The sequence below is a fragment of the Acidisoma cellulosilyticum genome (genome assembly GCF_020621385.1).
Taxonomy (GTDB): domain Bacteria; phylum Pseudomonadota; class Alphaproteobacteria; order Acetobacterales; family Acetobacteraceae; genus Acidisoma; species Acidisoma cellulosilyticum.
Window position 1 is genome coordinate 374,508 of the sequence record NZ_JAESVA010000004.1, and the last position, 25,285, is coordinate 399,792.

Genomic DNA, 25,285 nt, shown 5'->3' on the forward strand with positions numbered 1-25,285 from the left:
GCTGATCCTAAGACCAACGACCATCGAGACTTGGTTAATCCTAGCCTTTGACGCCGCCTGTGGTGAGGCCGGCGACCAGGGCGCGCTGCAGGCAAGCGCCGATAATAACGGCCGGGAGTGCGGCCAGAATGCCGGCCGCCGCCAGCAGACCGTAATCCGATACGCGGCCGCTCGCGAGATCCGCGATGGCAACCGTTATCGTCTGGGCAGAAGAGTCGCTGGTGAAGATCATGGCATAGAGGAACTCATCCCAGACCATCAGCACGGAAAACAGGATCGTGGTGCTGATGATGGGGCGCGCCAGCGGCAGCGTGACGGCAAGCCAGATCCGCCATAGGCTGGCGCCATCGATGGCGGCGGCCTGTTCCAACTCCGCCGGGATCGCGTCTATCCCGCCCTTCAGCAGCCAGGTGGTGAAGGGCAGCACGACGGTGCTGTCCGCGATCATCAGCGCGAGCGGGGAGTTGAGCAGCGAGAGGCTGGAGAAAATATGATACAGCGGCACCACGAATAGCAGCGGCGGCAGCATATAGGTCGCGACGACCAGCATGAGCAGCTTGTCGAGCCTGCCTTCGCGCCGCGCAAACAGCCAGGACGCCGGCAAAGCAAGCGCGAAGGAGACGACCGTCGTGCCGATCGCGACTTCCACCGTATTGCGCAGGGCAAACAGGAAGGTCTGTCCGTCGCTATTGGCGGCCAGGCTCAGCAGGCGATGATAGCGGGAGAAGTCGAGTTGTCGTGGAATCCAATGCAGCGGCAGGGTGGTCAGATCCCTTGTGCTGCTGACGCTCATGATCACCATCCAAAGCAGCGGCAGTACCACCACCAGCCCGACAAGGATCATGGCGGCATAGCCGAGAACGGCGCCTGTGCGGGTGAGCTTCATCTCACGCGCTCGCTGTCTGGGCGCGCGTCGCCCGCATATAGCCGCCGATCAGAACCACGCTGATGGCGACGGATAGTAATGCGATGGCCGCGCCATAGCCGGCATTGCCGAAGGAGAAGGCCTGTTCATAGACCATGATGCTGAGAGATTTGGTGGCGTTGGCGGGGCCGCCGCGCGTCATCACCCAGATGATGTCGAAGACCTTGATGGTATCGATGATGCGAAGGACAGCCGCGATCATCAGCGGTGTCGCGATCGCCGGAAGGATGACGGTTTTGAACCGCATCCAGGGCCCGGCACCGTCGATATAGGCGGCTTCCTTCAATTCCCGCGGCACATTCTGCAAACCGGCGAGCGTTACCAGGGCCACGAAGGGAAAGGTCTTCCAGATATCGGCGCCGGCGATGGAGGCAAGCGCGAGACCAGGATCGCCCAGCCAGCTCCGATAGGCACCGATGATATGGGTTTGCGTCAGCAGTGCATTGAGCGCGCCGAAATCAGGGTTGTAGATGACGCGCCAGGCCATGGCGTTGATGACGGTCGGCAGCGCCCAGGGGATGATGAGGATGGCGCGCAGAATGCCGCGTCCCCGCAAGGGGAGGTCGAGCAAAAGCCCCACCAGCAGCCCGAGGACCATTTCGATCGCGACGGTCGACAGGCTGAAGGTGATCGTCACGCCCAGCGCATGGCGGAAGCCATGCGAGCGAAAGGCGTGGGCGTAATTGGCCAGGCCGACGAAATTGCCCGTGGCATCGCCCAGCTGAGCATCCGTGAAGCTCAGCCAGACGGTCTGCAGCAGGGGCCAGCCGATGACGGCAGCGAGCCCCGCAAACAAAGGCAAGAGCAGAAAAAGAGACCGTCGGCCCAGCATTGGTCGATTAATCGCCGGTGATGGTATCGGCGGCGGCCTTCAGGGCCGCGGCGGGTTCAGCCTTACCCAGCAGGGATTGCTGGATATTCGTCTGCAGGGCAGCGGAGAATTGCGGATAGTTCGGCACGAAGGGACGCGGGAAAAGTTGCGTCTGCGTCGTCTCCATCGCTTTCGCCATCGGGCCGAGCGGACCGTTCATCAGCGCAGGCTCCTCGAAGGAGGATTTCCACATCGGAATGGCATCGGCCGTATAGGCATCCTCGACCTTCTGCGAGGTCAGGTAGGTGATATAGTCCCAGGCGGCAGCGGCATTCTTGCTGGCGGTCGGGATGCCCAGGCCCATCGCGCCGTTGACGGAGGAGATGGTGCTTTTGCCGGGCACGCCGGGTGCGGGCTCAACGCCAACCTGACCGACGATCTTCGATTCCTTCGGATTGTTATTGGCCAGCGCCCACATATAGGACCAGTTGAGCGCGAAAGCGGCCTGACCGGCCGAGAAGACGCGCCGGACGTCCTCTTCCAGATATTCGGTCGAATGCGGGTTGCTGACACCGGACTTCAGGGAATCGACCATGAACGTCAGGGCATCCAGACCGCCGCCAGTCTGGAAGGCCGGCGCACCGGCGCTATCGACGAACTGACCGCCATAGGCATTGAGCAAAACGGCATAGTCGCAGATCAGGGCTTCCGCCTGGCTCCAGCTCCAGGCGATCGGATATTGCAGGATCCCCTTGTCCTTGATGATCTTCGAGTCAGCGATCACCTCCGGCCAGGTCGTCGGCACCGCCGTGATGCCGGCCTTCGCGAGGATAGCCTTGTTATAATAAAGGAACTTGCTGTCCAGCAGCCAGGGCAGACCGTATTCCCTGTCCTTATAGGTAACGGTCGTCCAGGCACCGGGCTCGATCCCCGATTTCATATCGGGCGTGATACGGTCCGAGACATCCTGCAGAATATGCTTGGTCGCGAACTCGGCCGGCCAAATCACGTCATAGAGCACGACGTCATAGCCGTTGGCCGAACCCTTCGAGAGCAAAATCTTGTCGTGCAAGGACTCGTAAGGCACGAATTCGAGGTCGACCGTGACGTCCGGATGCATTTTGACATAGGCGGCGGTCATCGCGCGGACATCGGCCTCGCTATAGCCGGCCTGGCTCATGAAAAGCCCATGCAGCACGGTATTGGCGCTGGCGGCTTCGGCGAGGCCGATTTGCAGCGCCAGGAGTGAGGCGCAGGCAAGGAAAAAGCGTTTCTTGGATCTGTATTGGGTCATGGGCGCGGTTCCTGTCGGGGTGAAGGCCGGGGCAGGCGTAACCAAAACTGGCAGGCCGATAATTAATTCAAGTTTCTTTCTTAAATTGATCAGCCTCGACGCGCGCTGTCAACCATTCTCAGTCAAATTCGTGACAGAGACCTCCGACCGGACGAAAGGACTACCCAGAACCGTCTGCGCCTGGGACAAGGCGGCTTGGGCCAAGGCCGCGCCCGGGCCGGCCGGCACCTTCCACAAAAGGCCAAGGCTGGGCTGGATCATGGCCGATATCGGCAAGGCCGCAGCGCCCAGCGCCGGCATGTCCGGTGCGGTCGCGACCGTCAGGCGCGGCAGGGCGCGGCCTCGGGCGGGATCAGGATAGACCGAGGGCAGCAGGGGCTGGGTGAGGGCGACCAGACGGTTCAGCACGTCCTCCGGCAAGCTGCCGCCGATGACGACGGTTTCTGGGTCGAACATGACTTCGATATTATGGATCGCGGTGCGCAGGTGATGGGCGGCTTCCCGCAGCCAGGTCATGAAGCTCGGTTCGTTCGCCGCGAGGCAGGCGCTGAGCTCCTCTGGCCGCACTTGATCGGCGCTGCGTTCCGTGCCGCCCACGGCCTCGCCCGCGGAGAAAAGCGAGCAATATTGTTCAAGGCAGCCGCGATTGCCGCAGGAGCAGGGCCGGCCGCCGGGCTTCACGATCATATGGCCGATTTCACCCGCGCCACCGGATCCGCCGCGGTAATGATCGCCGTCGACGATCATGCCGCCGCCGATACCGAAACCGAAATGGAGGTAGAAGAAATGCCGCGCCTCCCGCCCGATACCGTACAGCCTTTCGCCGATGGCCGCCGCCCGCGCGTCGTTTTCAGCAATCACGGGAAGGTTGAGCCTGGTGCCGAGGCTTTGGGCGAGCGGGTAATGCGGCCGATCCTCACCGCCGCTCATGGTATCGACGATCAGCACACCGTCTCGCACCAGGCCGGGCAGGCCGCAGCCGACACCCCACAACTGGTCGCGGGGCAGTCGCGCTTGCGCCAACAGTCCTTCCACGACCGATTCCATCACGCCCATCAAGCTGTCCAGCGGCAGCACGGGTGCCGCGAGCGGCAAGCTGTCGGAAGCGATCACCTCGCCGGCTAAATTGACCAGAACGCCGCTCAGGAATTGATGGCCGAGATTGAGGCCGACTGCATAACCGCCTGTCGGCTCCAGCGACAATTCGACGGCCGGCTGGCCGCGCAGTCCCTGGCGGCGGGCGCCTTCGCGGATCAGCCCGGCATCGCGCAATTCGGCTGAGATATTCGATACCGCTTGGGGCGTCAGCCCCGTCAGGCGAGCGAGGTCAGCGCGGGTGATGGCGCCATGACGCCGCACGGCCTCGAAGACCACGCGGCGGTTCAGCGTGCGCGCATGCTCGATATTGGTGCCGTGGAACATAGCCTATCCTCAATCCAGTCTCGGCGCTGCAACTCGCCCCTGGTTAAATCATTCAAATTGAATTATGTCGGAGAGCCAAGCGGAATCGAGGAGCCCGGAATGAAAATCGACCTCTATATGCATGAGCAGCCGAAGCTGCTGGCAAGCCTGCCAACGGCCATAGGCGATATCCTCTCCAGGCTGTCGACCCTGGCCGTCAAGCCCGAGCGGCTTGTGCTGGTCGGCACTGGCTCCTCCATGAACGCGCTGATCGCCGCGGCGACCGCGCTGGAACAGGCAACAGGGGCTTTGGTGACTTTCAAGGAGCCGGAAGCCTTCCTGCATCTGCCGCCGCGCCCTTCCGCTGCGCCGACCCTCGTTATCGCCGTTTCCCAATCCGGGCGCAGCACCAGCACGGTGGAAGCCGTGCGCCTGTCGGTCTCGCTCGGCTTCCCGACGCTGGCCATTGTCGGCGACGACGGCAGCCCGCTGGCGGAGACGGGGGCGGATATCGTCCTCATGCCGATCGGCGAGGAATTGGCCGGGCCCAAGACCAAGGGTTATACCGCGAGCGTCCTGAGCTTGCTGGCGGTCGCCAGTCATCTCGGCGGCAAGCCGCTGGAGACCAGCGGGCTGGAAGCCGCGCTCGATATCGCCCTCGCGCAATCGGACAAGGCCGCGCAATGGTTGCTCTCGACCTATGGCATTCCGGATTACATCCAGGTCGCGGGCCAGCACGGCCATGTCGGCAGCGCGCTGGAAGCCTCGCTCAAGATTGCCGAAATTACCGGCGTGCCGACGGCTGGTTTCGATATCGAGGAAGCGCTGCACGGCCATGTCTACGGCACGACCGACCGCAGCCTGGTTCTGATCATTGCGCGTGACGCGGCGGAGGCGAAGGTCGCGGCCAATCTCGGTCGCGCCTTGACCGCGCTCGGGCCGCGTCTTGCGGTCTGCAATCTGTCGGATGAGCCGACACCCTATGATCTGGCGATCGACTGGCCGGCGGTGCCCGAAAGCTGGGCGGATGCGACCTGGGCATTGTTTCCTTTCCAGTGGTACGCCTGGCATGTCGCGCGCGCCAAGGGGATGGAACAGCCCGGCATGATCTATCCCAATCTGGGCAAACAGCTGAACGTCAAAATCCGTCCGGTTGTTGTCTGATCATGGCAAGTGCGGTTCGCGTCGGCGTTGGTGTCGATATCGGTGGCACGTCGATCAAGTTCGGGCTGGTGACGGAGAGCGGAGAGGTGCTCGCCAAACGCGCCATTCCGCTCGACAAATCCACGCCCTTCGCGCGGTTCGCGACGGAATTGGGTGATGAGATCGCGGCTTTGCTCGCGGACGGCCCAGCGCCGGTCGCGATCGGCGTCGGCGTGCCGGCCTATCCCAATCCCAAGACCGGCGGGTTGATGAAATCCATCCCGAATGCACCGCCGCTGACGGGCGGATCCTTGCGCGACGAATTCACGGCGCGCTTCGGCCTGCCGACCGTCATCGGCAATGACGGGGTCTGCGCCACGGAAGGCGAAATGGTCTGGGGCGCCGGTCGGCCCTTCCAGCGCTTCGCGGTGCTGACGCTCGGCACCGGGATCGGCGGCGCGGTCGTCATCGACCGCAAGATCATCGACGGGCCCAATGGGCTGCCCCCCGAGATCGGCGCCATCTGTCTCGATCCGTCGCGGACGGACCTGCCCGGTCCCATTCCCGGCACCTTCGAATTTCTGGCGAGTGCCAGCGCCCTGCTGCGCCGCTACCAGGCGCTGACGGGCGACGTGGGCATCACCACAACGCAGGAGGTCTATGACCGCGCGAAGGCCGGCGACGCGACAGCCCTTCAGGTGGTGCATGAGGGCGGCCGCTGGATCGCCCAGGCCATCGGCATGATGTCCAATATGCTCAACCTTGAAGCGGTGATCCTGGGCGGCGGCCTGTCCGGCGCGGGCGAGTTTCTATTGGACACGGTGCGCCCCTACCTCAAGGGTTTCTATTGGGCGCTGTTCGAGCGCCCGCCGCTTCTGTTATTGGCCGAGACCGGCAATGACGCCGGCATTATCGGCGCCGCCGCCATCGGCCTCGCTGGCCGGCCCGTCTCATAATCGCTCGGCCTTGATCAGGTCAGCGATCCGCTCCGCCATCATGATGGTGGGGATATTGGTATTGGCGCGCGGGATCGTCGGCATCAGCGATGCGTCGACGACGCGCAGATTCTGGGCGCCATGAACGCGGCCCTGGCCGTCCGTCACGGCCATAGGGTCCTCGGCGGCGCCCATGCGTGCGGTGCCGGAGGCATGCCATACGCCACCGACGCCTGCGCCGATGAAGGCGGTCAGCGCGGCGTCGTCCCGTAGAAGATCGTCGAGACGGGTGCCGAGCGTGACGGCGCCGTGGATCAGTGCGGAGCGTAGCGGCCCGGCATAGTCCAGCATGGCGCCGAAGATGCCGCGTTGGGCGGCATTGACGAAGCCAGCCCCTGCGATCCTCGCCACGCGTGGTGAATAGCTGGTGGGGAAAACGGTCCCGGCCCAGCCCTGCATCAGCGGATCGGTCAGTGTTTTGGCACCGAGGCGAAAGCCGAGCTTCAGCCGCTCCATATCCCGCGCATCCGAGAGCAAGCGGAAATCGACCTTCGGCTCCGCGTGCGCGTCACGCGATGCCAATTCCACCTTGCCGCGCGAATAGGCCTTATTTACCCAGATGAACAAAGTGCCGACACGCTGGCCGACCGAATGCCAGCCGGAGCGCGCGATCATGGCCGCATGCATGTCGCCCTCCGGCGTGCCGGCAAGGTCAGAGGAAAACCGCAGGATGGCGTGGTCATGATGCTCCGCCAGGTCGCGCAGCCTTGCTGACGGCGGCAGATAGCAGGAGACGGCGGTCGAGGGATGTTCCATCAAATTGGCGCCGACACCGGCATGCGCCAGCACGACAGGAATGCCGAGCGCCTTAAGCGCTTCCGCCGGTCCTATGCCGCTGCGCAACAATAGGGCGGCCGTATGGATGGCGCCGGTCGAGATAATCACCTCCTCGGCGGCCCAGGTCTCGGGCTCGCCATTATCTGCGGCGAGCGTCACGGCACCGGTCGCGCGCTTGCCGTCGAACGTGATGCGATCGACATGACGGTCGGTGACGATGCGCAGGTTCGGCCGGCGGCGGATGTCGGGCGTGAGATAGGCGATGGAGGTCGGCACGCGCTGACCGTCATCGCCGACCGCGATGGCGCCGGTATAGATGCCGTCCGCCCATTCGCCATTCTGATCGGCTTTCGGCTGATGGCCATGCGCGGCGAGCGTGCGGCTGACGGCCTTGACGAAGGGTGACATTGCCGCGTCGCCGATGCGGCGCACCGGAATGGGGCCGTCCTTGCCATGGAAAGGCCCGTCGCAATCGACGTCGCGCTCCAGCTTGCGGAAATAGGGCAGGCAGGCGTCCCAGGACCATCCTGCGGCGCCCGACTGGCCCCATTCGTCATAGTCGCCGGGCGCGCCGCGATTGGCGACCATGGCATTGACGGCGGAGCCGCCGCCGAGGACGCGCCCTTGCTCGTAGCGACGAGGCGAACGCCCCTCCGTCCGTCCGCCCGGCGCGCCAAGGAAGGCGGTCAGGCTGCTCCAGATATTGCCGGGGTCGAGATAGGCGCGGCCCGGATAACGGCTGCGGATGGCGGGCGGCATGGTCTCCGCCGTCAAATCCCGCCCAGCCTCGATCAAGGTGACGCGGTGGCGCGCGTCTTCAGTCAGTCGGGCGGCTAGCGCGCAGCCCGCAGAGCCGCCGCCCAGGATCAGAAAATGCGTCACGGTGATCGTCTCCCCTCAGACCGCGTTACGGCTTGCCACCCCAACGCTCCGGGTAGCCGGGCATGCCTTCGCAGCCGCATGCCGCGTAATGCAGGGGCGGCATCTTGGCATTCACGTATTGGTCGAGATTGGCGCTGGTGATGATGGGCTGCGGCAGAATCCAGTTCGGGCCATAGACCGGCTTGCCTTGCAGAACATCCAAGGCCGCGATCAGCGCCGTGCGCCATTGATAGGCAGGATAGGTGGGGGCGATGCCTTTGAAGCCTTCCTGCTTCCATTTCTGCAGATAGTCTTCCTGGTCCTCTCCGGTGATGATGGGGTAATCCTGCCCTGCATCCTCGAAAGCTTCGGCGACGGCCACCGACATGGCGCCGAAATCGACCCAGACCGCGTCGATCTTGCCGAAGCGGCTGAGATAGTCGCTGACCACGGCTTTGGTTTTGGCATTGTCGGCGCCGGTATATTCGACGCCGATCGGCTTGATGCCGGCATCGGTGAAGATTTTTGCGGCGGCGTCATCCCGCGTCTCAAACACATCGATGCCGGGCGCGGTGCGCAGTTCCAGCAGCTTGCCGCCCTTGGGCATATGATCGACGACATAGGTGGCGCCGGCGATGCCATAGGCATAGCCGCCGATCGTGCGCACGGCCGTCACGGGACAGGTTGTATTGACGCTGCGATCGAAGGTGATGACCGGCAGCACCTTGCAGGCTTCCTCGACCACCGGGGTCAGCGCATCGGATGTATGCGGCGAGACGATCAGCACGTCGCATTTGCCGCCGGTCACGAAGGCCCGGATATCGGAAATCTGCTTGTCGTCCTTGTCCTGCGCATCCGCGTAACTCAACGATGCGATCTCAGATTTATGCAATTCGGCTTCGGCCTGCATGACCTTCCAGCCGACCACGCGCCAGGGATTGCTGACGCTCGCATTGGAGAAGCAGACCCGATAGGGCGGTGCCTTTTTGTATTTGGCGGTATCGACCGTGGCACTGCTCAGGCTTTGCAGCCAGGGCTTGTCGGCGGGCCCGATGGGCTTGGCGGACATCAACGCCTTTTCATAGGCGAATTCCTTCGCCATGGCGGTGCTGTCACTGGTCGCTGTCTGTGCCCAGGCCGTCGCGGTGAGCGTCGTCGCGACCATTAAAGCGGCACCGCTGACGCCGAGGCGCCATGCTGTCTTTCGTTTCATGTCAAAAATTCCCCTTTTTATGTTTTTATTGGGAGATTTACTGTCTTGTGCCGCTCCGTCGCGCAGTCAGCGCTGCGGCGGCGACCAGAATAAGCCCCTGCACGGCAACGCGTAGCGGCTCCGGAAAGCCGATGAGGTTCAGCAGGGTGAAGAGCGCGTAGAGTGTCAGGCCGCCGAAAATGGCGCCGGTCATGCTGCCTTCCCCGCCGAGCAGGACGACCCCGCCGATGACGGCCGCCGATGTCGCCTCCAACTCGTAGCCGGTGCCGACATCGACCGAGACGCCTGAAAAGCCGCCGAGCAGAATACCGGCGGTGACGGCGGCGAGCGCCGAGATGACGAAGGCCAGCATGCGCTGCCGCCGCACCGGCACGCCGGAGAGTTCGGCTGCGCGGGGATTATCCCCGATCATCAGTAGAAGTCGGCCGAAATTCGTGAAATGGAACAGCCAGACCAGAACGGCGAGGCTGCCGACCAGCACGACCACCGCCACCGGCAGCCGCTGGATCAGCGGCACATGGCGCCAGACATAGCGGCCGAAATAGCGCAGATTGACGGGCAGATAGCCCTCCGGCGCGCCGCCGGACCAGAGCATCGCGACACCCTTGACGGAGAGCAGCATGCCAAGCGTGGTGATAATGGACGGCACCTTGCCCCAGGCGACGATGGCGCCGTTGATCAGACCGACCGTGAGGCCGATGCCATAGGCGGCCAGCAGGGCGATCCAGGTCAGGCTGCCGTCGCCCCCGGTGATGAGCGCGCAAGCGACCACGACCAGGGTGATCAGCGACCCGACCGAGAGATCGAAACCGCCGGTCACGAGCACGAAAGTCTGGCCGGCGGAGAGAATGATCACCGGGGAGGCACGCTGCAGCAGGCTCATCAAGCCTGGAGCCGTGCGATACAGCGGGCTTATCCAGCAGATCGCGGCCAGCAGGACCAGGAAAATGACGATCGTCGGGTTGATGCGGCGCCAGGCGACACGCGGTGTGGGTGGGCGGCTGACCGCATGCGTGAGGATTTTCGCGGTCATGCGACATGCGCCTTGCCGCGAAACGTATAGGCAGCGACGGAACTGATGACGATCAGCCCGCGCAGAATCTGGCCCAGAAACGGGTCGATCTGCAGCATGTTGAAAACCGCATCGATGGTGGCAAAGACGAAAACGCCGGCGATGGTGCCGGCCACCCCCCCTCGGCCGCCCGAGAGCAGAGTACCGCCGATGACGACGACGGCGACGGAATCGAGATCATAGCCGCCGTCGCGTCCCACCCAGGGCGTGCCGGCGCCGAGCCAGCTGGCGAGATAGAGGCCGCTGACGGCGGCCGTCACGCTCGCCGCGATATGCGCGCCGATGACGAACCGGTCGGTCCGGATACCGGCAAGCCGGGCTGTGCGCGCGTCACCGCCGACGCCATAGAGACGAAAGCCGATGACGGTGCGGCTGAGAACAAAACCTGCGAGCGCGACAACCGCGGCGAGCAGGAGCAGGGCAAGCGGAATACCCAGGACATGCCCATAGGCAAGGACACGAAAGCTGGCCGGGACCGAGCCCGGCAGATCGTCATAGGCGGCGGACAGCACGCCTTGCAGTACGAGGCCAATGCCAAGGGTTGCGATCAAGGGACTGACCTTGAGCTTAGACACGATCAGCCCATTGGCGAGGCCGACGATCACGCCGATCGCAATTGCGGCCGCAATGCCCAAGGCGATGGCGTCAGGACGGCCGTTCATGACATGGGCGGCGATGACGGCCGAGACGCTGATGAGATTGGCGACCGAGAGATCGATCGAGCCGACCAGCAGCACCAAGGTCTGGCCGCAAGCGGTGATGCCGAGGGCGACCATGCGTTGCAGCAGCCCGGCGATGCCGGCCCAGGAGAGCTGAGCGCTCTGCGCGGTTGCGAGCGAGACCACCGCATAGGTCAAGGCCGCGCCCACGATCAGCGCGGCCGGCAGCAATCCCTGCGGCCTGAACCGACGGGTCGACAGCGTGATCCCGCTCATGCGACCAGCTCCGCCACTTGGCCAGGGCCATGGACGGCATGGGCCATGATCTCGCTCTCGGCTGAGCCGGCGGGCAGTTCCACCAGAATGCGGCCGCCGCTCATGACCAGGATACGGTCGCTGGCGCCGATGATTTCAGTGAGGTCGGAGGAGACCATCACCACGGCGCCGCCGGCATCGGCGTAGCGCCGGAGAAGGGCATAGATCGTCGCCTTCGCACCGACATCGATACCGCGCGTCGGTTCGGCCACGACCCATAGATGCGGTGCGGTCGCAAGCCAGCGTGCGAAAACCACCTTCTGCTGATTGCCGCCGGACAGACGACCGACCGCCACACCGAAATCCGCGGCGCGCATTTCCACGTCGCGGAACAAAGCGTCGATGCGGCCGGGATTGCGGTTGGCGATTGACGGCAGCGCGAGACCTGCGGCCAAGGCCCGCAGGGCCAGAGATGCATTGTCGCGGAGCGATTGGCGCAGGCCGAGCCCCTCCGCCTTACGATCATCCGAGAGGTAAGCGATGCCGCGCTGCACGGCCTCTCGTGGGGATCGCGGTGCCGGCCGCCCGTCACGGAAGGTGATCTGTCCTGTCGTGAAGCGCTGATCCCCGACGAGCGCGCGGGCGAGGGCGGTCTTGCCTGACCCTTCCAGCCCAGCGACGCCCAGGATCTGCCCGGCATAGAGCGTCAGATCGATATCGTGCAGAGCGGCATTGCCGCCGCCCAGGATCGTGAGCAAGGCTTCCCCCGGTGTGGTAGCGCTGCGGGGCGGAAAAAGCGCGCTGACGGGACGGCCGACCATCAGCCGGATGACCTTGTCCGGCGTCGCGTCTGCGGCATCGAACGTGCCCATGCCGCAACCGTCCTTGAGCACCGTGATGCGGTCGGCAATCTCGAACACTTCCCGCATGCGGTGGGAGATATAGACGATGCCGACGCCGCTGCTGCGCAGCTCGGCAATGACCCGGAAAAGCTTGGCGCTTTCGACTGTGTCGAGGGGGGCGGTCGGTTCATCGAAGACCAGCAGGCGCGCATGGGTGGCGATGGCCTTGGCGATCTCAACCACCTGCTGTTCGGCGATGGAGAGGCTTGCGACGGGCGCTTCCGGCGGAATGGCACTGCCGAGGCGGGCCAGGGCGTCGCGCGCTTCCGTCACCATCCGCCGCCGATCGACCAGGCCGCCGCGAGAGGGCTCGCGGCCGAGCAGGATGTTTTCGGCCACGGTGCGATGCGGCAGCAGGCTGAGTTCCTGATGGATGATGCCGATGCCGGCGGCCCGTGCTTCGACCGGGTGCACGAAACGCATCTCCTGTCCGTTCAACAGGATGCGCCCGCTACTGACTGGAAAAGCACCGGTCAGGATTTTCATGAGGGTCGATTTGCCGGCGCCGTTTTCGCCGCACAGCGCATGCACCTCACCCGCGCGCACATCGAAGGAGATAGTGTCGAGCACCTGGATGCTGCCGAAGAACTTTGAGACGTCCTGCATACTGAGCAGGACCGTTCCATCCACGGCTTTGCCGATCGCTGCTGTCCCGTTTCTGTTTGGCACCGGTCTTCCCCGCGCTCTGGCCTTGTTCGGTCTTCCCCGGAAGGGGTGCCTAAATAACCAGTTGGTTATAAGCTAGGAAGTGACTCGCCCGCTTGTCAAGCGGACATCGTGCCGGTACGCTTCACCGCATGTCAGCGACAACCAAGCCGGTCCGGAAACGGGCTTCCGCCACCAAACCCGCAACCCTGCCTGCCCCCCGTGTCGCTGCAACGCGTGATCCGGAACGCACCAGCGCCGCCATTCTTGCTGCATCCGCGAAGGAGTTCGCCGAGAAGGGCTATGGCGGTGCGCGCATCAATGCCATAGCCGCGCGCGCTGGCAGCAATAAGCGGATGCTCTATCATTATTTCGGCGGCAAGGACGCGCTCTATCTGGCGGTGCTGGAAGGCACCTATATGCAGATACGCTTGGCCGAAACGAAGCTGCATCTGGCAGAGCGTGATCCGGAAGACGGCATCAGAGAGCTGGTTCTTTTCACCTGGCGCTACTATCTGGACCATCCGGAATTTTTGAGCCTGCTGCATACCGAGAATCTGCATCGGGCCAAATTCCTGAAGCGCTCGGCGCGGATCTTCGAGTTGAACTCCCCGCTGGTCGTCCAGACCGGGGATTTGCTGCGTCGCGGTGCCGAAAGCGGCGTGTTCCGCAAAGATATCGACCCTGTGAAAGTCTATATCAGCATTGCCGCGCTCGGGTTCTTCTATCTGTCCAACCGCTGGACGCTGTCGACGATTTTCCGCCGCGATCTCATGACGAAGGATGAGACTGACGGCTGGGCCGCGCATATCGTCAGCATGGTTCTGGCCTCTCTCCGCTAAAACGATCTTGTGCGTGACGCTTGACTCCGCGCGCTCGGCCATGCTCCCATAGTAACCATACGGTTACAAAAACAAGAAACGAGGGAGAGTGCGATGGCCGTTCAGCAGCTTGGCATCATCATGCACGGCATCACCGGGCGGATGGGGTATAACCAGCATCTGGTCCGTTCTATCGTCGCGATCCGCGACCAGGGCGGCGTGACCTTGCCGAACGGCGATCGCGTCATGCCCGATCCCATTCTGGTCGGGCGCAATCACGATAAAGTCTCGGCCCTGGCCAAGCGCCACGGTATCGCGCGTGTCGCGACGGATATCGATGCGGCGCTGGCCAACCCCGAGGACAGCATCTTTTTCGATGCGGGATCGACCCAGATGCGGGTTGATCTGCTGAAACGCGCCATCGCCGCCGGCAAGCATGTCTATTGTGAAAAGCCGATCAGCGAGACGCTGCAGGAATCGCTGGACGTCGCGATGCTGGCGCGTGACCGCGGCGTCAAAAGCGGTGTGGTACAGGATAAGCTTTATCTGCCTGGCCTGCGCAAAATCGCCATGCTGCGCGATAGCGGCTTCTTCGGGCGTATTCTCTCGGTGCGCGGCGAATTCGGCTATTGGGTCTTCGAGGGCGACTGGCAGGCGGCTCAGCGCCCGTCCTGGAATTACCGAAAAGCCGATGGCGGCGGCATCATTCTCGATATGCTGCCGCATTGGCGCTATGTGCTCGATAATCTCTTCGGTGCGGTCCGGTCCGTCAGCTGCCTGGGCGCCACCCATATTCCCGAACGCGGCGACGAAAATGGCAGCATGTATCGGGCGGATGCGGATGACGCTGCCTATGCCACCTTCCAGCTTGAGGGCGGCATCATCGCCCATATCAATTCCTCCTGGGCTGTGCGCGTGAAGCGTGACGATCTCGTCACCTTTCAGGTTGACGGCACCCATGGTTCGGCGGTCGCGGGGTTGACGCGCTGCTTCACCCAGCACCGGGTCAATACGCCGCGCCCGGTCTGGAATCCGGATCAGCCGCAGACCATGCGCTTCGAGCAGCAATGGGATGAGGTGCCCGACAACCAGATCTATGAGAACGGTTTCAAGCTGCAATGGGAAGACTTCATCCGCCATGTCGTGGCGGGGACGGCTTGGCGGTTTGATCTTCTGGAAGGCGCGAAGGGCGTGCAACTCGCGGAACTGGCGACCCAAAGCTGGCAGGAACGACGTTGGCTGGATGTGCCGGTGCTGACATTGCCGCAATCCGCCCGCGCGGCGGCCTGACGCCATGACCAGCCTGATCCTACCGTCATCGGGCGGCCTTGCCGCCTATACCCTGACCGGTGCGCCCCTGGCGCTGCCCAAGCCCGGGGCTGCGCCGCAGTTCAACCGGGTCGCCTATGCGGCGGCCCATATCGTCGTCGATCCGCTGGCCGATAACGCGCCCTGGCTGGACCAGGCGATCGATTGGGAGCGGACGATCGCCTTCCGCACCCATCTGTGGGACCTCGGCCTTGGCGTTGCGGAAGCCATGGATACGGCGCAGCGCGGCATGGGGTTGAGCTGGCCGGGGGCGCTTGAACTCATCGGTCATAGCGTGGCGGCAGCGAAAAACCATCCAGGCGCCGTGATTGCCTGTGGCGCCGGCACCGATCACCTGACGCCGGGCACCGATAGCAGCATCAATGACGTGATCCGCGCCTATGAGATGCAGATCGAGGCGATCGAGGCTTTGGGCGGTCGCATCATCCTGATGGCGAGCCGGGCGCTTGTGGCCGCCGCCCGCGGGCCGGATGATTATGCGAGGGTCTATGACCGCATCCTGCGCCAGGTCAGTCAGCCCGTCATCATCCATTGGCTGGGCGAGATGTTTGACCCCGCACTCGACGGTTATTGGGGCGCTGCCGATCATTGGGACGCGATGGCTGTCTGCACCGACATCATCAATACCCATGCCGATAAGGTGGACGGCGTGAAGATTTCCCTGCTCTCGGCCGAGAAGGAGATCGCCATGCGCCGCCGTCTGGCACCGGCCGTGCGGATGTATACCGGTGACGACTTCAACTACGCGGAGCTCATCGCAGGCGATGCGCTTGGCCATTCCCACGCCTTGCTCGGCATATTCGACGCGATCGCGCCGGCGGCCTCGGCGGCTCTGGCAAGATTGGCGGCGGGTGACGAGGCCGGCTTCCACGCAATCCTGGCGCCGACCGTGCCATTGTCGCGGCATATCTTTGCCGCGCCGACGCGCTTCTACAAAACCGGTGTCGTCTTCCTGGCCTATCTCAACGGGTTGCAGGATCATTTCCTGATGCTCGGCGGCCAGCAGAGTGCGCGGTCGCTGCTGCATTTCGCGGAACTGTTCCGGCTGGCGGACCAGGCCGGCGTATTGCACGACCCCGAGCAGGCAGTGGCGCGCATGCGGCGCGTCATGGCGGTCGGAGGTGTGGTGTGAGCCTCGCCGGTCTCTCCATCAACCTTGCCACCATCCGTCAGCAATATGGTTTTGCCGCTGCGGTCGATGCCTGTCTGGCGCAGAATATTACCGCCATCGCGCCCTGGCGCGACCAGATTCACGCCATCGGCTTGGATGAGGCTGCGCGCATCGTGCGGTCGAACGGGCTGACGGTGACGGGTCTTTGCCGGGGTGGCATGTTTCCGGCGACGACGCCCGAAGGCCTGGCCGCTGCGATCGAAGACAATAAGCGCGCGGTGGATGAGGCGGTGGCGCTGGATGCCGAATGCCTCGTACTCGTCGTCGGCGGCCTGCCCGGAGGATCGCGGGACCTGCCGGCGGCACGCGGCATGGTTCTGGACGGATTGGCGGCGCTTCTGCCCTATGCGCAGGCCCAGAATATGCCGCTTGCGATCGAGCCCCTGCATCCGATGTATGCGGCCGACCGCGCCTGCGTGAATACGCTGGAACAGGCGCTTGACCTCTGTGACCAATTCGGACCCGATATCGGCGTCGCCATCGACGCCTATCACGTCTGGTGGGATCCTAAGCTGGCCGAGCAGATTGCGCGTGCGGGCGCGGGCGGCCGGATTTTGGCGCATCATATCTGCGATTGGCTGGTGCCGACGCGGGACCTGTTGCTCGATCGCGGCATGATGGGGGATGGTGTGATCGATCTGAAGGCGCTGCGCGCCATGATCGAGGCCGCGGGCTATCACGGTCCTCAGGAAGTCGAGATTTTCTCTGCTGAGAACTGGGGAAAGCGGCCGGGCGACGCGGTTATTGCGACCTGTATCGAGCGGTTCGAGACCGTCTGCTGAGCACAATCGCGCAAAGACGCGAAGGGAAGGATGAGACGATGAGCTTCCAGTCACATAATCCGGCCAATGGCGAGCTGCTGGGCAATTATCCCGAGCATGACAAGGCGGAGACCGAACGGCGGCTGCAATCCGTCTGGGAGGGTTGGCAGACGTGGTCGCGCAAGCCCGTCGCCGATCGTTGCGCCTTTCTGCTGCGTCTGGCCGATCTGCTGGAGGAGCGGGCCGTTGACTACGGTCGGCTAATTACGCTGGAAATGGGCAAGCCTCTGCCCGAGGCGATCGGCGAGGTAAAGAAGGCCGCGTCCGGCGCGCGGCATTTCGCCGCTGCGGCCGATGACTACCTCAAGCCCGAGGCGATTGCGGGCACACCCGCGCAGATCCATTACCAGTCGATCGGACCCATTTTCGGCATCATGCCCTGGAATCTGCCCTTCTGGCAGGTGCTGCGCTTTTTCATCCCGGCCGCGCTGATCGGCAATACCGTTCTGGTCAAACACGCGGAGACCGTGCAGGGCTCGGCCGAGGCTTTGGAGCAGCTGATACGCGATGCCGGGGGACCGGAAGGGCTTTACGTCAATCTCGCCATCCAAAGGGATGCGGCAGCGGCCGTGATCGCGGACCCGCGCATCCGCGCGGTGACCGTGACCGGCAGCGTCGCGGCGGGACGGGCGGTCGCGGCCGAGGCCGGTCGGCATGGCAAGAAGGTGGTGCTGGAACTCGGTGGCTCGGACCCCTTCGTCGTGTTGGAGGATGCCGATCTTGCCAAGGCGGTGCAGCTTGGTGTGGTCTCCCGCTTCTCCAACAACGCGCAGAGCTGCATCGCGGCCAAACGGTTCCTGGTCGCGGAGCCTTTGATGGAAGCCTTCACCAAGGCTTTCGTGGAACAGGCGGCGGCCCTGCCGATGGGCGATCCCATGGTCGAGGGGATCAAGCTCGGGCCATTGGCGCGGGCGGATCTGCGCGACAATGTCCATCGTCAGGTGCAGGCGGCGGTGGAGGCCGGCGCGCGGGTATTGACCGGCGGTGAGCCGACAGCCGGCGCAGGCAATTTCTATCCGCCGACGGTTTTGGTGGATCTGCCCTTCACCGCCCCGATTGCGGCGGAGGAATTCTTTGGCCCTGTCGCGATGATCTTCTCGTTCAAGACGGAAGACGACGCGATCCGTCTTGCCAATGCGAGCGAATTTGGCCTGGGGGCGGCGGTGTGGAGCCGTGATCTGGACCGGGCCCGCAACGTCGCCGCACAGCTGGAGGCCGGCGCCGTCTTCATCAATGATTTCGTTCGGTCCGATCCGCGCGCGCCCTTCGGCGGCGTCAAGGCTTCCGGTTTCGGCCGCGAGCTCGGCGAGTTAGGGGCACGCGAGCTCAGCAACGCAAAACTGGTCTGGGGTGGCGTCGAGGCCTGACCCGGTCAGCGATTTCGCGTCACGGGCTGGTGGGCGCGACAGGTCTCCTTATGTCGCGCCCGGCATAGGATCTGAGAGGGCTCGACGGCCGGACGGGCGATTATAATCCGTCAAGCGCAATCCCATGAGATATTCGTCGTAATACACCCCGTCCAGCTGCACCGCGCGGGGCTCCTGGCCGTATTGGGTAAAACCTGCGCGCCGATAAAGACCGATGGCACCAGCGTTTGACGTGCCAACGGTCAGCCTTGCCTCCTCGACGACCTGCGCGGCGTCGGTGAGCACCGCGTCCAAAAGCTTGGCCGCGAGACCCGCCCGACGCGCGCGCGGGGACACGAAGACGCCCCAGACAATGCCCTTATGCCTTGTCTTGGGGGCGTCCGAGGGAAAGAGGGCAGCCATTCCAACCAAATTCTGCCAAGCATCCAATGCGCCGAAGATGATGTTGCGCTCAAGGCGTTCGACAAACCACTCTGTTGGTTTTGCACGCTCATCTTCCCACATGGCGCCAAAGGCCTGGGGGCAAGTCTTGAGTCCTTCTAGGCGAAGCTCCCTGAAACACGCGACGTCTAAGGAGACAAGACGGCGGATCGCGTTTGGCGCAGGATCAGGCATGGCAACCTATGTCGATTGGCGGATGAGTTGCGGTCTTTATCCTTCTTAAGACTTTGCGCTGCCACCGGATATGAGATTTGTGACGAGGCGCCGGGCCTATTCGCACAAGCATGCAGCATATTCGAACATTTATTATGTTTGATTCTTTGTATAAAAATAAGGCTGGCGACCTTACCATCTCAATGATTTCAACCTTTATCTCTATAATAAGCCGATAATTTGGGCATAAATCGTAAGGGAAATACATTTCTGAGGGCGCTGCGATGGATGAGACGGCAGAAAATTTCTGTTGACGGATAGAAAACAACAATTCAATTGTGCGTTCGGACATTTGAATGGACGTGCTCTCCCTCCAACGCACTGGAAAGCGACCATGATCATCGATCAACCTGGCAAAGTTTACGACCGTCCAGGGCTTGCCGGCAATTCCGTCGGCCTAACCACGCTCGTCATGCAGAGCGTCGCGCAAATAGCACCGGCCGTCGGCGTCCTGACGACGATTGGTTTCAATACCCAGCAGGCGGGCCTGGGCGCCCCCTCCACCTATCTGCTGGCATTCGTCATCGCGATGGTCGTCGCGACATCGCTCAGCCAATTGGCGAAGTTCTTCCCGTCCGCCGGCGGGTTCTACACCTATGTCAGCGCGACCGTCGGCCCAAGCTCGGGCTTCATGGTCGGGTGGATCTATTCGTGGTTTGTGGCCGCTATACCCGGTGCTTTGGCATCCTATACGGCCTTTTTGCTTCAGGGCGAGTTGAAGCAGCAATATGGCATCAATATTCCCTGGCCGATCTTCGTCATCGCCATTTTGCTGTTCGTTGCCTATATCGGCTTCCGTGGGATCGCGGTCTCCGGCAAGATGCTGACGATTTTCTCCATCGCAGAAATGATCATTGTCCTGGCTTTGGCGATCACCGGTATCGCCGCGCCCGGCCCAGGCGGCATCTCGGTCGCAGGCTTTAACCCGGCCAGCAGCACCAGCACGCACGGGTTTTACATCGCCGTGGTGCTATCGATCTTTGCCTTTACGGGATGGGAAGGTGCGGCGGCTGTCGCCGAGGAGGCCCGCAACCCGCGTAAAACAATTCCCCGCGCCATCCTGGGGTCTCTGATCCTGCTTGGCGTGTATTACGTATTCTGTTCCTGGGGTCTTCAGATCGGATGGGGCACGCAGCACCTGTCAAGCCTCGCGAGTTCCACGGAAAATCCTGCCTTCGTTCTCGCCCATCGGGTTTGGGGCGCCGGCTGGGTCTTGGTACTGCTCGCTTTGCTGAATTCCGGCATCGCCGTCTGCATCGCCTGCACCGTCGATTCAACCCGGAACTGGTACGCAATGGCCCGGGCGGAGGCGCTGCCGCAATGGGTCGCCTTCATTCACCCGGAACACCGCACCCCTGCCCATGCGGTTTTTGCCCAGGCAGCGCTGGCCCTGCTGGTCGGACTTGGCGGAGGCTGGCTGGTCGGGCCGGATAATATCTTCTATCTGCTGGGAACCGTCGGTACCCTCGTCTATGTCGTGGTTTACACCTTGGGCAATATCGGTGTGGTCCGCTTCTTTCTGACCGTGCGTCGGCAGGATTTCAATCCGATCATCCATCTCATCTTTCCGATTATTTCCACGGTCGCACTCTTGGTCGTCGCCTATTATTCGCTGGTGCCTCTGCCGGCGCCGCCTGTCTCCTACGCCCCCCTGGTGGCTGCAATCCTTCTTCTCCTCGGCTTTGCCGTTCTTCTGAAACTGCGGCGCAGCGGCAAACAGGGCTGGCGAACCTTGTCCAAGGCGGTGGTCGAGCTTGACGCTAAAGGGGCAAGCGCAGTTTAGACGCGGTAAGGGGAGGGGAAGGCGTGCTGATAGCCTCGCCCCTCCGGCCGCCATGACATTGAGCAGGATCCAATACCTTGAGCGCCCATAAACGACATGCCCGGATTCTTGAGCTTCTGGAGACCGAAGGACGCCTGATGGTGTCCGATCTGGCCAATCGGCTGGAGGTTTCGGAAATGACGATCAGGCGGGATTTCGAGGTCCTGGAGCAGACGGGCGTGCTGTCGCGGGTTCATGGCGGTGCAGTCCCCTCCGACAGCCGCAGCTACGAGCCGCCTTTCGCGGTCCGGATCGGCCGCAATATCGAGGCTAAGCAGCGTATCGGGCAATTGGCGGCGGGATTGTTGCGTGATGGAGAAACGGTGATTCTCGATGCAGGAACGACGACGCTGGAAATCGCCCGCGCGCTGCGCGGTCGGAAAAACCTCCGCATTCTGGCATTGAGCCTGCATATCGCCGATGTGCTGGTGGATGAAACCGGAATCACGACGATGCTCAGCGGCGGGGTTGCTCGCCCGGGCGAGCGCTCCTTCATCGGCACTTTGGCCGAGCAGACATTCAGGGAATTGTCGTTTGATACTTTGTTTTTGACTGTCGGGGGTATCGACCCGCAATCCGGCCTCACCGAATACAATCTGGATGATGCCGGCATCAAGCGCGCGGCTTGCGCCAGCGCGCGGCGTCGCATCGCCGTCGCGGACGGTTCCAAAATCGGCAAAACCGCCTTCGTTAAAATCTGCGCCATCGACGATCTGGACATCCTCATCACGGATTCCACGGCGCCCGATGACGTTCTCAATCATTTTAGACAAGCAGGCGTCGAGGTCATCGTCGCTTAGCGCTAGGGGTCTCCATGGCTTCCGTCCAGACAATACCATCTGACATACATACCGTCGTTATTGGCGGAGGCACCGGTGGCGCGACTTGCGCTGGCCTTCTTGCCGCACACGGATCTGAATCGGTCCTGCTTCTGGAAGCCGGCCCCGATTACGGCGCTTTTCAAGCCGGCCGATGGCCGAAGGACCTTTTGGATGCGCGGGCCATTCCCTTGTCCCATGATTGGGGTCTCAATAGCGGCGCGGTTTACCCGGACCGGATAATCGATTTTCCGCGGGCGCGGGTGATGGGTGGCTGTTCGGCGCATAACGGCTGCACCGCATCGGTCGGTGCCCGCGCGGACTACGACCAATGGGTAGAGGACGGGAATGACGGTTGGGGCGCGATTGCGATGGCCCCTTTGCTGGATTTGATGCGCAAGCGCTTCCGGGTCCAGACTTTGACAGTCGGTGAACTCACCATGGCGCAGGCCGCCTTCATGCGGGCAGGCCAAGCCGCAGGCTTGCCCTTCGCGGATGATCTCGATCAATTGGAGGCGGGTATCGGCATAGGGCCGATGACCGCGAATATTGTGGATGGCACGCGGTGGAACAGCGCCTTCGCTTTCGTCGACCCCGTCAGGCAAAAACCGAATTTCACCGTGATGGGGGATGTTCTGGTCGATCGCGTGGTGGTGGAGCAAGGGGTTGTGCGTGGCCTGCATATCCACCGACAAGGCGAAAGCCATTACATTCAATGCCAGCGCGTGATTCTGGCGGGAGGCGCCTATGGCAGCCCAGCGGTTCTGCTGCGATCTGGCATAGGGCCGGAAGCGGAATTGATGAAGCATCAGATCGCGGTCGCCGTCGCTCTTCGGGGGGTGGGCGAGAATCTTCTCGATCATCCTTGCATTCAACTGGATTTTGAGGGAAGTCCCGCGTTCCTGGAATCGGTTCGGACGAATAGTCGCCACGTCGATGAGCAGACCGTGGGCCGCGCCAAATCCGACCGCTGCGATAGCGGACCCTATGATATCCACGCCTTCCTTGTGGCCGGTGCCAATAGCGGCCATCCCGGTCTGCCACCGATCTCGATCTATGGTGGTGCCATGCGCGCGAAGTCCCAGGGCCGCGTGACGCTTAAAGATGCATCGCCGCATTCGGTCGTTGCTGTCGATCCGCGTTACGGGACCGATCCAGAAGGGCATGATCTGGCCGTGCTGCGTCAGGCCAAGGCGCTATTGACGGAAATATCCGAGGAAGCGGAATTCGCCAAGGTTCTGGGCAAACCCGTGCCGCGGGACTTTTCCGATTTCGCTGGCAGCATCGTCAATTACTGCCATCCGGCGGGTACTTGCAAAATGGGTCCGCCGACCGATCCGGACGCCGTTGTCGGCGCGGACGGGCAGGTGCATGGCGTCAGCGGCCTGTATGTGGCAGATGCTTCTGTCATGCCGAGCATAACGCGCGGCAATATCAATCTTCCCACGGCTGCGATTGCCGCCCGCATCGTGGCGAAGATGCTGACTATAACGCCCAGTGATTTGGCGACGCGCAGCGCCATATGATGGTGCGTCATGCATTTACCCTCGAAAGAGAGAGTTCGATGAATAATCTGACACAAAACGGCTATGAGCAGGACATGCTCGACCAGCCGGCGGCCCTGGACGCGCATGCTGCGCAAGCTCTCCCTCCTGCGATCGCTGCCCTTGATATGGCGCGCTTCGATCGGATCATTCTGACGGGAATGGGTTCGTCGCATTATGCGACTATTCCTTTCGAGCTCATGCTTGCCCGTCTTGGTCTGCCGGTCTGGCGTATCCAAACCGGGCGCCTGCTGGAAATGCCGCAGCTGATCGCACCACGAACATTGCTGTGGATGACATCGCAATCGGGGCGCAGCGGTGAGGTTGTGGCACTCGTCGAGCAGCTTTCCGCTCGGGATGCTGTGACGATCGTGGCGACGACCAACGACCCGTCCAGCCCGCTCGCGGTCGGAGCCGATCTTGTCCTGCCATTGCAAAGCGGCAGTGAAGCAACCGTCAGCAGCAAAAGCTACCTCAATACCTTGGCCAGTTTCTACCGTGTCGGCGCGGCCATCAGCGGAGAAGACGATGGCAAGACCACAGACGATATCGGGCGGGTCGCCGCCAGCCTCAGCGCGCGGTTGACCGCAACCACCGCCTTGGCCGACGGCTTGGCGGCGCGCATTCTGGCAGGACCTCGGCCGCGCCTGGCCTTGGTGGGCGCGGGGGAGGACGCGGCGACGGCGATGACCGGCGCCTTGATCCTCAAGGAAGCGTCGAAAGTGGCAGCCGAGGGCTATATCGGCGGTGAATTTCGTCATGGCCCCATGGAAATCGTCGGTGCGGGTGCCACCGTTCTGTTGTTCGGCAGTGGCAAGCCGGAGGACGTGACCTTGACCCAACTGGCGAGAGATCTGGTGGGGACGGGCAGCCTGGTCTTGTCCTTGGCCCCTGATGCATATCCCGGCACTGAACACGTGCCACTGCCGAATGCCAATATGTTGGAGCGCCTTGCCCATGCCATGGTGTTTGTCCAGCAACTCAGCCTGGGTCTCGCAAGAGGATCTGGCCTGGTGCCGGGGAAATTTCTCTATGGACAAAAAATTACCTCGCAGGTTTGACGACGATGCAAGTCGTGGCAGGTGTCGACCTTGGCGGAACCGGCTGCCGCTTCGTCATTTACGGTGATGGGCAGCTGCTGGCGGCGACCAAGACGCTTACGCGTCAACTGGCCGAAGGGTCGGAGGCGACGCGCATTGCCAATCTTGCCAGGACAATTCGGGCGATCGTTCCATCGGGGGCCGAGCTTGCGGGCGTCGGACTTGGTGCCAGTGGGCCGGTGGATTGCGTGCAGGGCGTCATCCACAATCCCGACACGCTCCCTGGCTTCTCCGGCTTCCCTATCGGGGCTGGATTGGCACGAGGCCTCGGCGTTCCCGTCGTGCTGGATAATGACGCGGTGGTCGCTGCCATTGGTGAGCAACGCATGGGCGCCGGCAAATCGGCGCGCCGTATGCTGATGATCACGCTCGGTACCGGCATTGGCGTCGCCTTTGTCGTCGACGGCTCGCCGTTTCGGGGGCCAGGAGGTCTGCACCCGGAAGCCGGCCATATACCCATCCTCGACTCAGCCCAGCCTTGCTATTGCGGGGCCTTCGGCTGTTGGGAGCAATTAGCGTCGCGGGCGGCGCTGCAAGATAGGTTAAGGCCGCATCTTCCCGGTGTCGCGGATCTTCACCTGATTGCGGAAGCCACGTCGCAGAGCGACAAACCGGCGATCGGTCAGATTTTCATGGATTACGGGCGGCTGGTAGGCCGGGGTCTTTCAGTCCATCACGCCCTCTATATGCCGGAAAGGACGATCATCGGCGGCAGCGTCGCCCCATATTTTGAGCTTTTCCGACCGGGGATCATGGCGCAACTGACGATCGCGAACAAATTGGCTGCGTGCGTTGAACTATTGCCGGCGACTTTAGGTGATGAGGCAGGGGCGATCGGTGCAGCCTTCATGGTCGAGCGCTATCTCGATCACCCTTAATCCGCAT

22 protein-coding genes are annotated in these 25,285 nt (G+C 62.8%); 12 read left to right on the forward strand and 10 right to left on the reverse strand.

The features are described from left to right. Positions 1 to 40: 40 nt before the first annotated feature. The 4 genes from ACELLULO517_RS14015 to ACELLULO517_RS14030 form a co-directional block, all read right to left on the reverse strand. The gene (locus tag ACELLULO517_RS14015) at positions 41 to 886 is read right to left on the reverse strand and encodes a carbohydrate ABC transporter permease (RefSeq protein ID WP_227308027.1); all 846 of its coding nucleotides are present in this window, start codon (positions 884 to 886) and stop codon (positions 41 to 43) included. 1 nt (position 887) lies between these two features. Further along, on the reverse strand, positions 888 to 1,757 hold the full coding sequence (locus tag ACELLULO517_RS14020) for a carbohydrate ABC transporter permease (protein ID WP_227308028.1): 870 nt from the start codon (positions 1,755 to 1,757) through the stop codon (positions 888 to 890). A gap of 7 nt (positions 1,758 to 1,764) precedes the next feature. Further along, on the reverse strand, positions 1,765 to 3,030 hold the full coding sequence (locus ACELLULO517_RS14025; protein WP_227308029.1) for an extracellular solute-binding protein: 1,266 nt from the start codon (positions 3,028 to 3,030) through the stop codon (positions 1,765 to 1,767). A 108-nt stretch (positions 3,031 to 3,138) separates the two neighbouring features. Continuing rightward, positions 3,139 to 4,452, reverse strand: coding sequence for an ROK family transcriptional regulator (locus ACELLULO517_RS14030; RefSeq protein WP_227308030.1), 1,314 nt, complete (start codon positions 4,450 to 4,452; stop codon positions 3,139 to 3,141). Between the two features lie 99 nt (positions 4,453 to 4,551). Here ACELLULO517_RS14030 and ACELLULO517_RS14035 point away from each other — a divergent pair, with 99 nt between their 5' ends. Beyond that, on the forward strand, positions 4,552 to 5,595 hold the full coding sequence (locus ACELLULO517_RS14035) for an SIS domain-containing protein (protein WP_227308031.1): 1,044 nt from the start codon (positions 4,552 to 4,554) through the stop codon (positions 5,593 to 5,595). Between the two features lie 2 nt (positions 5,596 to 5,597). After that, positions 5,598 to 6,530, forward strand: a complete 933-nt coding sequence (locus ACELLULO517_RS14040) for an ROK family protein (RefSeq protein WP_227308032.1) — start codon at positions 5,598 to 5,600, stop codon at positions 6,528 to 6,530. Here ACELLULO517_RS14040 and ACELLULO517_RS14045 read toward each other — a convergent pair. From ACELLULO517_RS14045 to ACELLULO517_RS14065, 5 genes are read right to left on the reverse strand one after another with little or no spacing between them, the layout of a single operon-like run. Next, complete coding sequence (locus ACELLULO517_RS14045) at positions 6,525 to 8,228, reverse strand: GMC family oxidoreductase (protein ID WP_227308033.1); 1,704 nt, start codon at positions 8,226 to 8,228, stop codon at positions 6,525 to 6,527. The two genes, ACELLULO517_RS14040 and ACELLULO517_RS14045, sit on opposite strands and share 6 nt — an antisense overlap. Before the next feature lie 25 nt (positions 8,229 to 8,253). Beyond that, positions 8,254 to 9,420 carry an ABC transporter substrate-binding protein gene (locus ACELLULO517_RS14050; protein WP_227308034.1) on the reverse strand — a complete coding sequence of 389 codons (1,167 nt, stop codon included), beginning with the start codon at positions 9,418 to 9,420 and terminating at the stop codon, positions 8,254 to 8,256. A 37-nt stretch (positions 9,421 to 9,457) separates the two neighbouring features. Further along, positions 9,458 to 10,453, reverse strand: a complete 996-nt coding sequence (locus ACELLULO517_RS14055) for an ABC transporter permease (RefSeq protein WP_227308035.1) — start codon at positions 10,451 to 10,453, stop codon at positions 9,458 to 9,460. Further along, positions 10,450 to 11,427: an ABC transporter permease gene (locus ACELLULO517_RS14060; RefSeq protein WP_227308036.1), complete on the reverse strand. Its 978-nt coding sequence runs from the start codon at positions 11,425 to 11,427 to the stop codon at positions 10,450 to 10,452. The genes ACELLULO517_RS14055 and ACELLULO517_RS14060 overlap by 4 nt, the downstream gene beginning before the upstream one ends. Continuing rightward, the gene (locus ACELLULO517_RS14065) at positions 11,424 to 12,977 is read right to left on the reverse strand and encodes a sugar ABC transporter ATP-binding protein (RefSeq protein ID WP_227308037.1); all 1,554 of its coding nucleotides are present in this window, start codon (positions 12,975 to 12,977) and stop codon (positions 11,424 to 11,426) included. Before ACELLULO517_RS14065 ends, ACELLULO517_RS14060 begins: the two co-directional genes overlap by 4 nt. Before the next feature lie 128 nt (positions 12,978 to 13,105). On the opposite strand from ACELLULO517_RS14065, the gene ACELLULO517_RS14070 reads away from it, so the two are divergent. From ACELLULO517_RS14070 to ACELLULO517_RS14090, 5 genes are all read left to right on the forward strand, one after another. Continuing rightward, positions 13,106 to 13,795 (forward strand): TetR family transcriptional regulator, encoded by a 690-nt coding sequence (locus ACELLULO517_RS14070; protein ID WP_227308038.1) that lies wholly within the window; start codon positions 13,106 to 13,108, stop codon positions 13,793 to 13,795. Between the two features lie 93 nt (positions 13,796 to 13,888). Then, entirely contained in the window at positions 13,889 to 15,064 is a 1,176-nt protein-coding gene (locus tag ACELLULO517_RS14075; RefSeq protein ID WP_227308039.1) for a Gfo/Idh/MocA family protein, read from the forward strand. Between the two features lie 4 nt (positions 15,065 to 15,068). Continuing rightward, a complete protein-coding gene (locus ACELLULO517_RS14080) occupies positions 15,069 to 16,235 on the forward strand; it encodes a dihydrodipicolinate synthase family protein (RefSeq protein WP_227308040.1) in 1,167 nt (388 codons plus the stop codon). Further along, positions 16,232 to 17,056, forward strand: a complete 825-nt coding sequence (locus tag ACELLULO517_RS14085) for a sugar phosphate isomerase/epimerase family protein (protein ID WP_227308041.1) — start codon at positions 16,232 to 16,234, stop codon at positions 17,054 to 17,056. The genes ACELLULO517_RS14080 and ACELLULO517_RS14085 overlap by 4 nt, the downstream gene beginning before the upstream one ends. Before the next feature lie 38 nt (positions 17,057 to 17,094). Continuing rightward, on the forward strand, positions 17,095 to 18,462 hold the full coding sequence (locus ACELLULO517_RS14090; protein ID WP_227308042.1) for an NAD-dependent succinate-semialdehyde dehydrogenase: 1,368 nt from the start codon (positions 17,095 to 17,097) through the stop codon (positions 18,460 to 18,462). A 48-nt stretch (positions 18,463 to 18,510) separates the two neighbouring features. On the opposite strand, the gene ACELLULO517_RS14095 is transcribed toward ACELLULO517_RS14090, so the two are convergent. Continuing rightward, a complete protein-coding gene (locus tag ACELLULO517_RS14095) occupies positions 18,511 to 19,077 on the reverse strand; it encodes a GNAT family N-acetyltransferase (protein ID WP_227308043.1) in 567 nt (188 codons plus the stop codon). Between the two features lie 373 nt (positions 19,078 to 19,450). Here ACELLULO517_RS14095 and ACELLULO517_RS14100 point away from each other — a divergent pair, with 373 nt between their 5' ends. The 5 genes from ACELLULO517_RS14100 (at position 19,451) to ACELLULO517_RS14120 (ending at position 25,278) form a co-directional block, all read left to right on the forward strand. Further along, the gene (locus tag ACELLULO517_RS14100) at positions 19,451 to 20,899 is read left to right on the forward strand and encodes an APC family permease (RefSeq protein WP_227308044.1); all 1,449 of its coding nucleotides are present in this window, start codon (positions 19,451 to 19,453) and stop codon (positions 20,897 to 20,899) included. Positions 20,900 to 20,976: 77 nt separating this feature from the next. Next, positions 20,977 to 21,738: a DeoR/GlpR family DNA-binding transcription regulator gene (locus ACELLULO517_RS14105; RefSeq protein ID WP_227308045.1), complete on the forward strand. Its 762-nt coding sequence runs from the start codon at positions 20,977 to 20,979 to the stop codon at positions 21,736 to 21,738. Between the two features lie 14 nt (positions 21,739 to 21,752). Continuing rightward, positions 21,753 to 23,282 (forward strand): GMC family oxidoreductase, encoded by a 1,530-nt coding sequence (locus ACELLULO517_RS14110; protein WP_227308046.1) that lies wholly within the window; start codon positions 21,753 to 21,755, stop codon positions 23,280 to 23,282. 38 nt (positions 23,283 to 23,320) lie between these two features. After that, positions 23,321 to 24,361 carry an SIS domain-containing protein gene (locus tag ACELLULO517_RS14115; RefSeq protein WP_227308047.1) on the forward strand — a complete coding sequence of 347 codons (1,041 nt, stop codon included), beginning with the start codon at positions 23,321 to 23,323 and terminating at the stop codon, positions 24,359 to 24,361. Positions 24,362 to 24,366: 5 nt separating this feature from the next. After that, on the forward strand, positions 24,367 to 25,278 hold the full coding sequence (locus tag ACELLULO517_RS14120; protein WP_227308048.1) for an ROK family protein: 912 nt from the start codon (positions 24,367 to 24,369) through the stop codon (positions 25,276 to 25,278). Positions 25,279 to 25,285 lie beyond the last annotated feature (7 nt).

Excerpts from the sequence above, each read along its gene's own strand:
- ACELLULO517_RS14035 (WP_227308031.1), top strand. The coding sequence starts at position 4,552 with ATGAAAATCGACCTCTATATGCATGAGCAGCCGAAGCTGCTGGCAAGC.
- ACELLULO517_RS14030 (WP_227308030.1), bottom strand. The coding sequence starts at position 4,452 with ATGTTCCACGGCACCAATATCGAGCATGCGCGCACGCTGAACCGCCGC.
- ACELLULO517_RS14055 (WP_227308035.1), bottom strand. The coding sequence starts at position 10,453 with ATGACCGCGAAAATCCTCACGCATGCGGTCAGCCGCCCACCCACACCG.
- ACELLULO517_RS14100 (WP_227308044.1), top strand. The coding sequence starts at position 19,451 with ATGATCATCGATCAACCTGGCAAAGTTTACGACCGTCCAGGGCTTGCC.
- ACELLULO517_RS14020 (WP_227308028.1), bottom strand. The coding sequence starts at position 1,757 with ATGCTGGGCCGACGGTCTCTTTTTCTGCTCTTGCCTTTGTTTGCGGGG.
- ACELLULO517_RS14120 (WP_227308048.1), top strand. The coding sequence starts at position 24,367 with ATGCAAGTCGTGGCAGGTGTCGACCTTGGCGGAACCGGCTGCCGCTTC.
- ACELLULO517_RS14115 (WP_227308047.1), top strand. The coding sequence starts at position 23,321 with ATGAATAATCTGACACAAAACGGCTATGAGCAGGACATGCTCGACCAG.
- ACELLULO517_RS14070 (WP_227308038.1), top strand. The coding sequence starts at position 13,106 with ATGTCAGCGACAACCAAGCCGGTCCGGAAACGGGCTTCCGCCACCAAA.
- ACELLULO517_RS14025 (WP_227308029.1), bottom strand. The coding sequence starts at position 3,030 with ATGACCCAATACAGATCCAAGAAACGCTTTTTCCTTGCCTGCGCCTCA.
- ACELLULO517_RS14080 (WP_227308040.1), top strand. The coding sequence starts at position 15,069 with ATGACCAGCCTGATCCTACCGTCATCGGGCGGCCTTGCCGCCTATACC.
- ACELLULO517_RS14090 (WP_227308042.1), top strand. The coding sequence starts at position 17,095 with ATGAGCTTCCAGTCACATAATCCGGCCAATGGCGAGCTGCTGGGCAAT.
- ACELLULO517_RS14060 (WP_227308036.1), bottom strand. The coding sequence starts at position 11,427 with ATGAGCGGGATCACGCTGTCGACCCGTCGGTTCAGGCCGCAGGGATTG.
- ACELLULO517_RS14015 (WP_227308027.1), bottom strand. The coding sequence starts at position 886 with ATGAAGCTCACCCGCACAGGCGCCGTTCTCGGCTATGCCGCCATGATC.
- ACELLULO517_RS14095 (WP_227308043.1), bottom strand. The coding sequence starts at position 19,077 with ATGCCTGATCCTGCGCCAAACGCGATCCGCCGTCTTGTCTCCTTAGAC.
- ACELLULO517_RS14110 (WP_227308046.1), top strand. The coding sequence starts at position 21,753 with ATGGCTTCCGTCCAGACAATACCATCTGACATACATACCGTCGTTATT.
- ACELLULO517_RS14075 (WP_227308039.1), top strand. The coding sequence starts at position 13,889 with ATGGCCGTTCAGCAGCTTGGCATCATCATGCACGGCATCACCGGGCGG.
- ACELLULO517_RS14040 (WP_227308032.1), top strand. The coding sequence starts at position 5,598 with ATGGCAAGTGCGGTTCGCGTCGGCGTTGGTGTCGATATCGGTGGCACG.
- ACELLULO517_RS14050 (WP_227308034.1), bottom strand. The coding sequence starts at position 9,420 with ATGAAACGAAAGACAGCATGGCGCCTCGGCGTCAGCGGTGCCGCTTTA.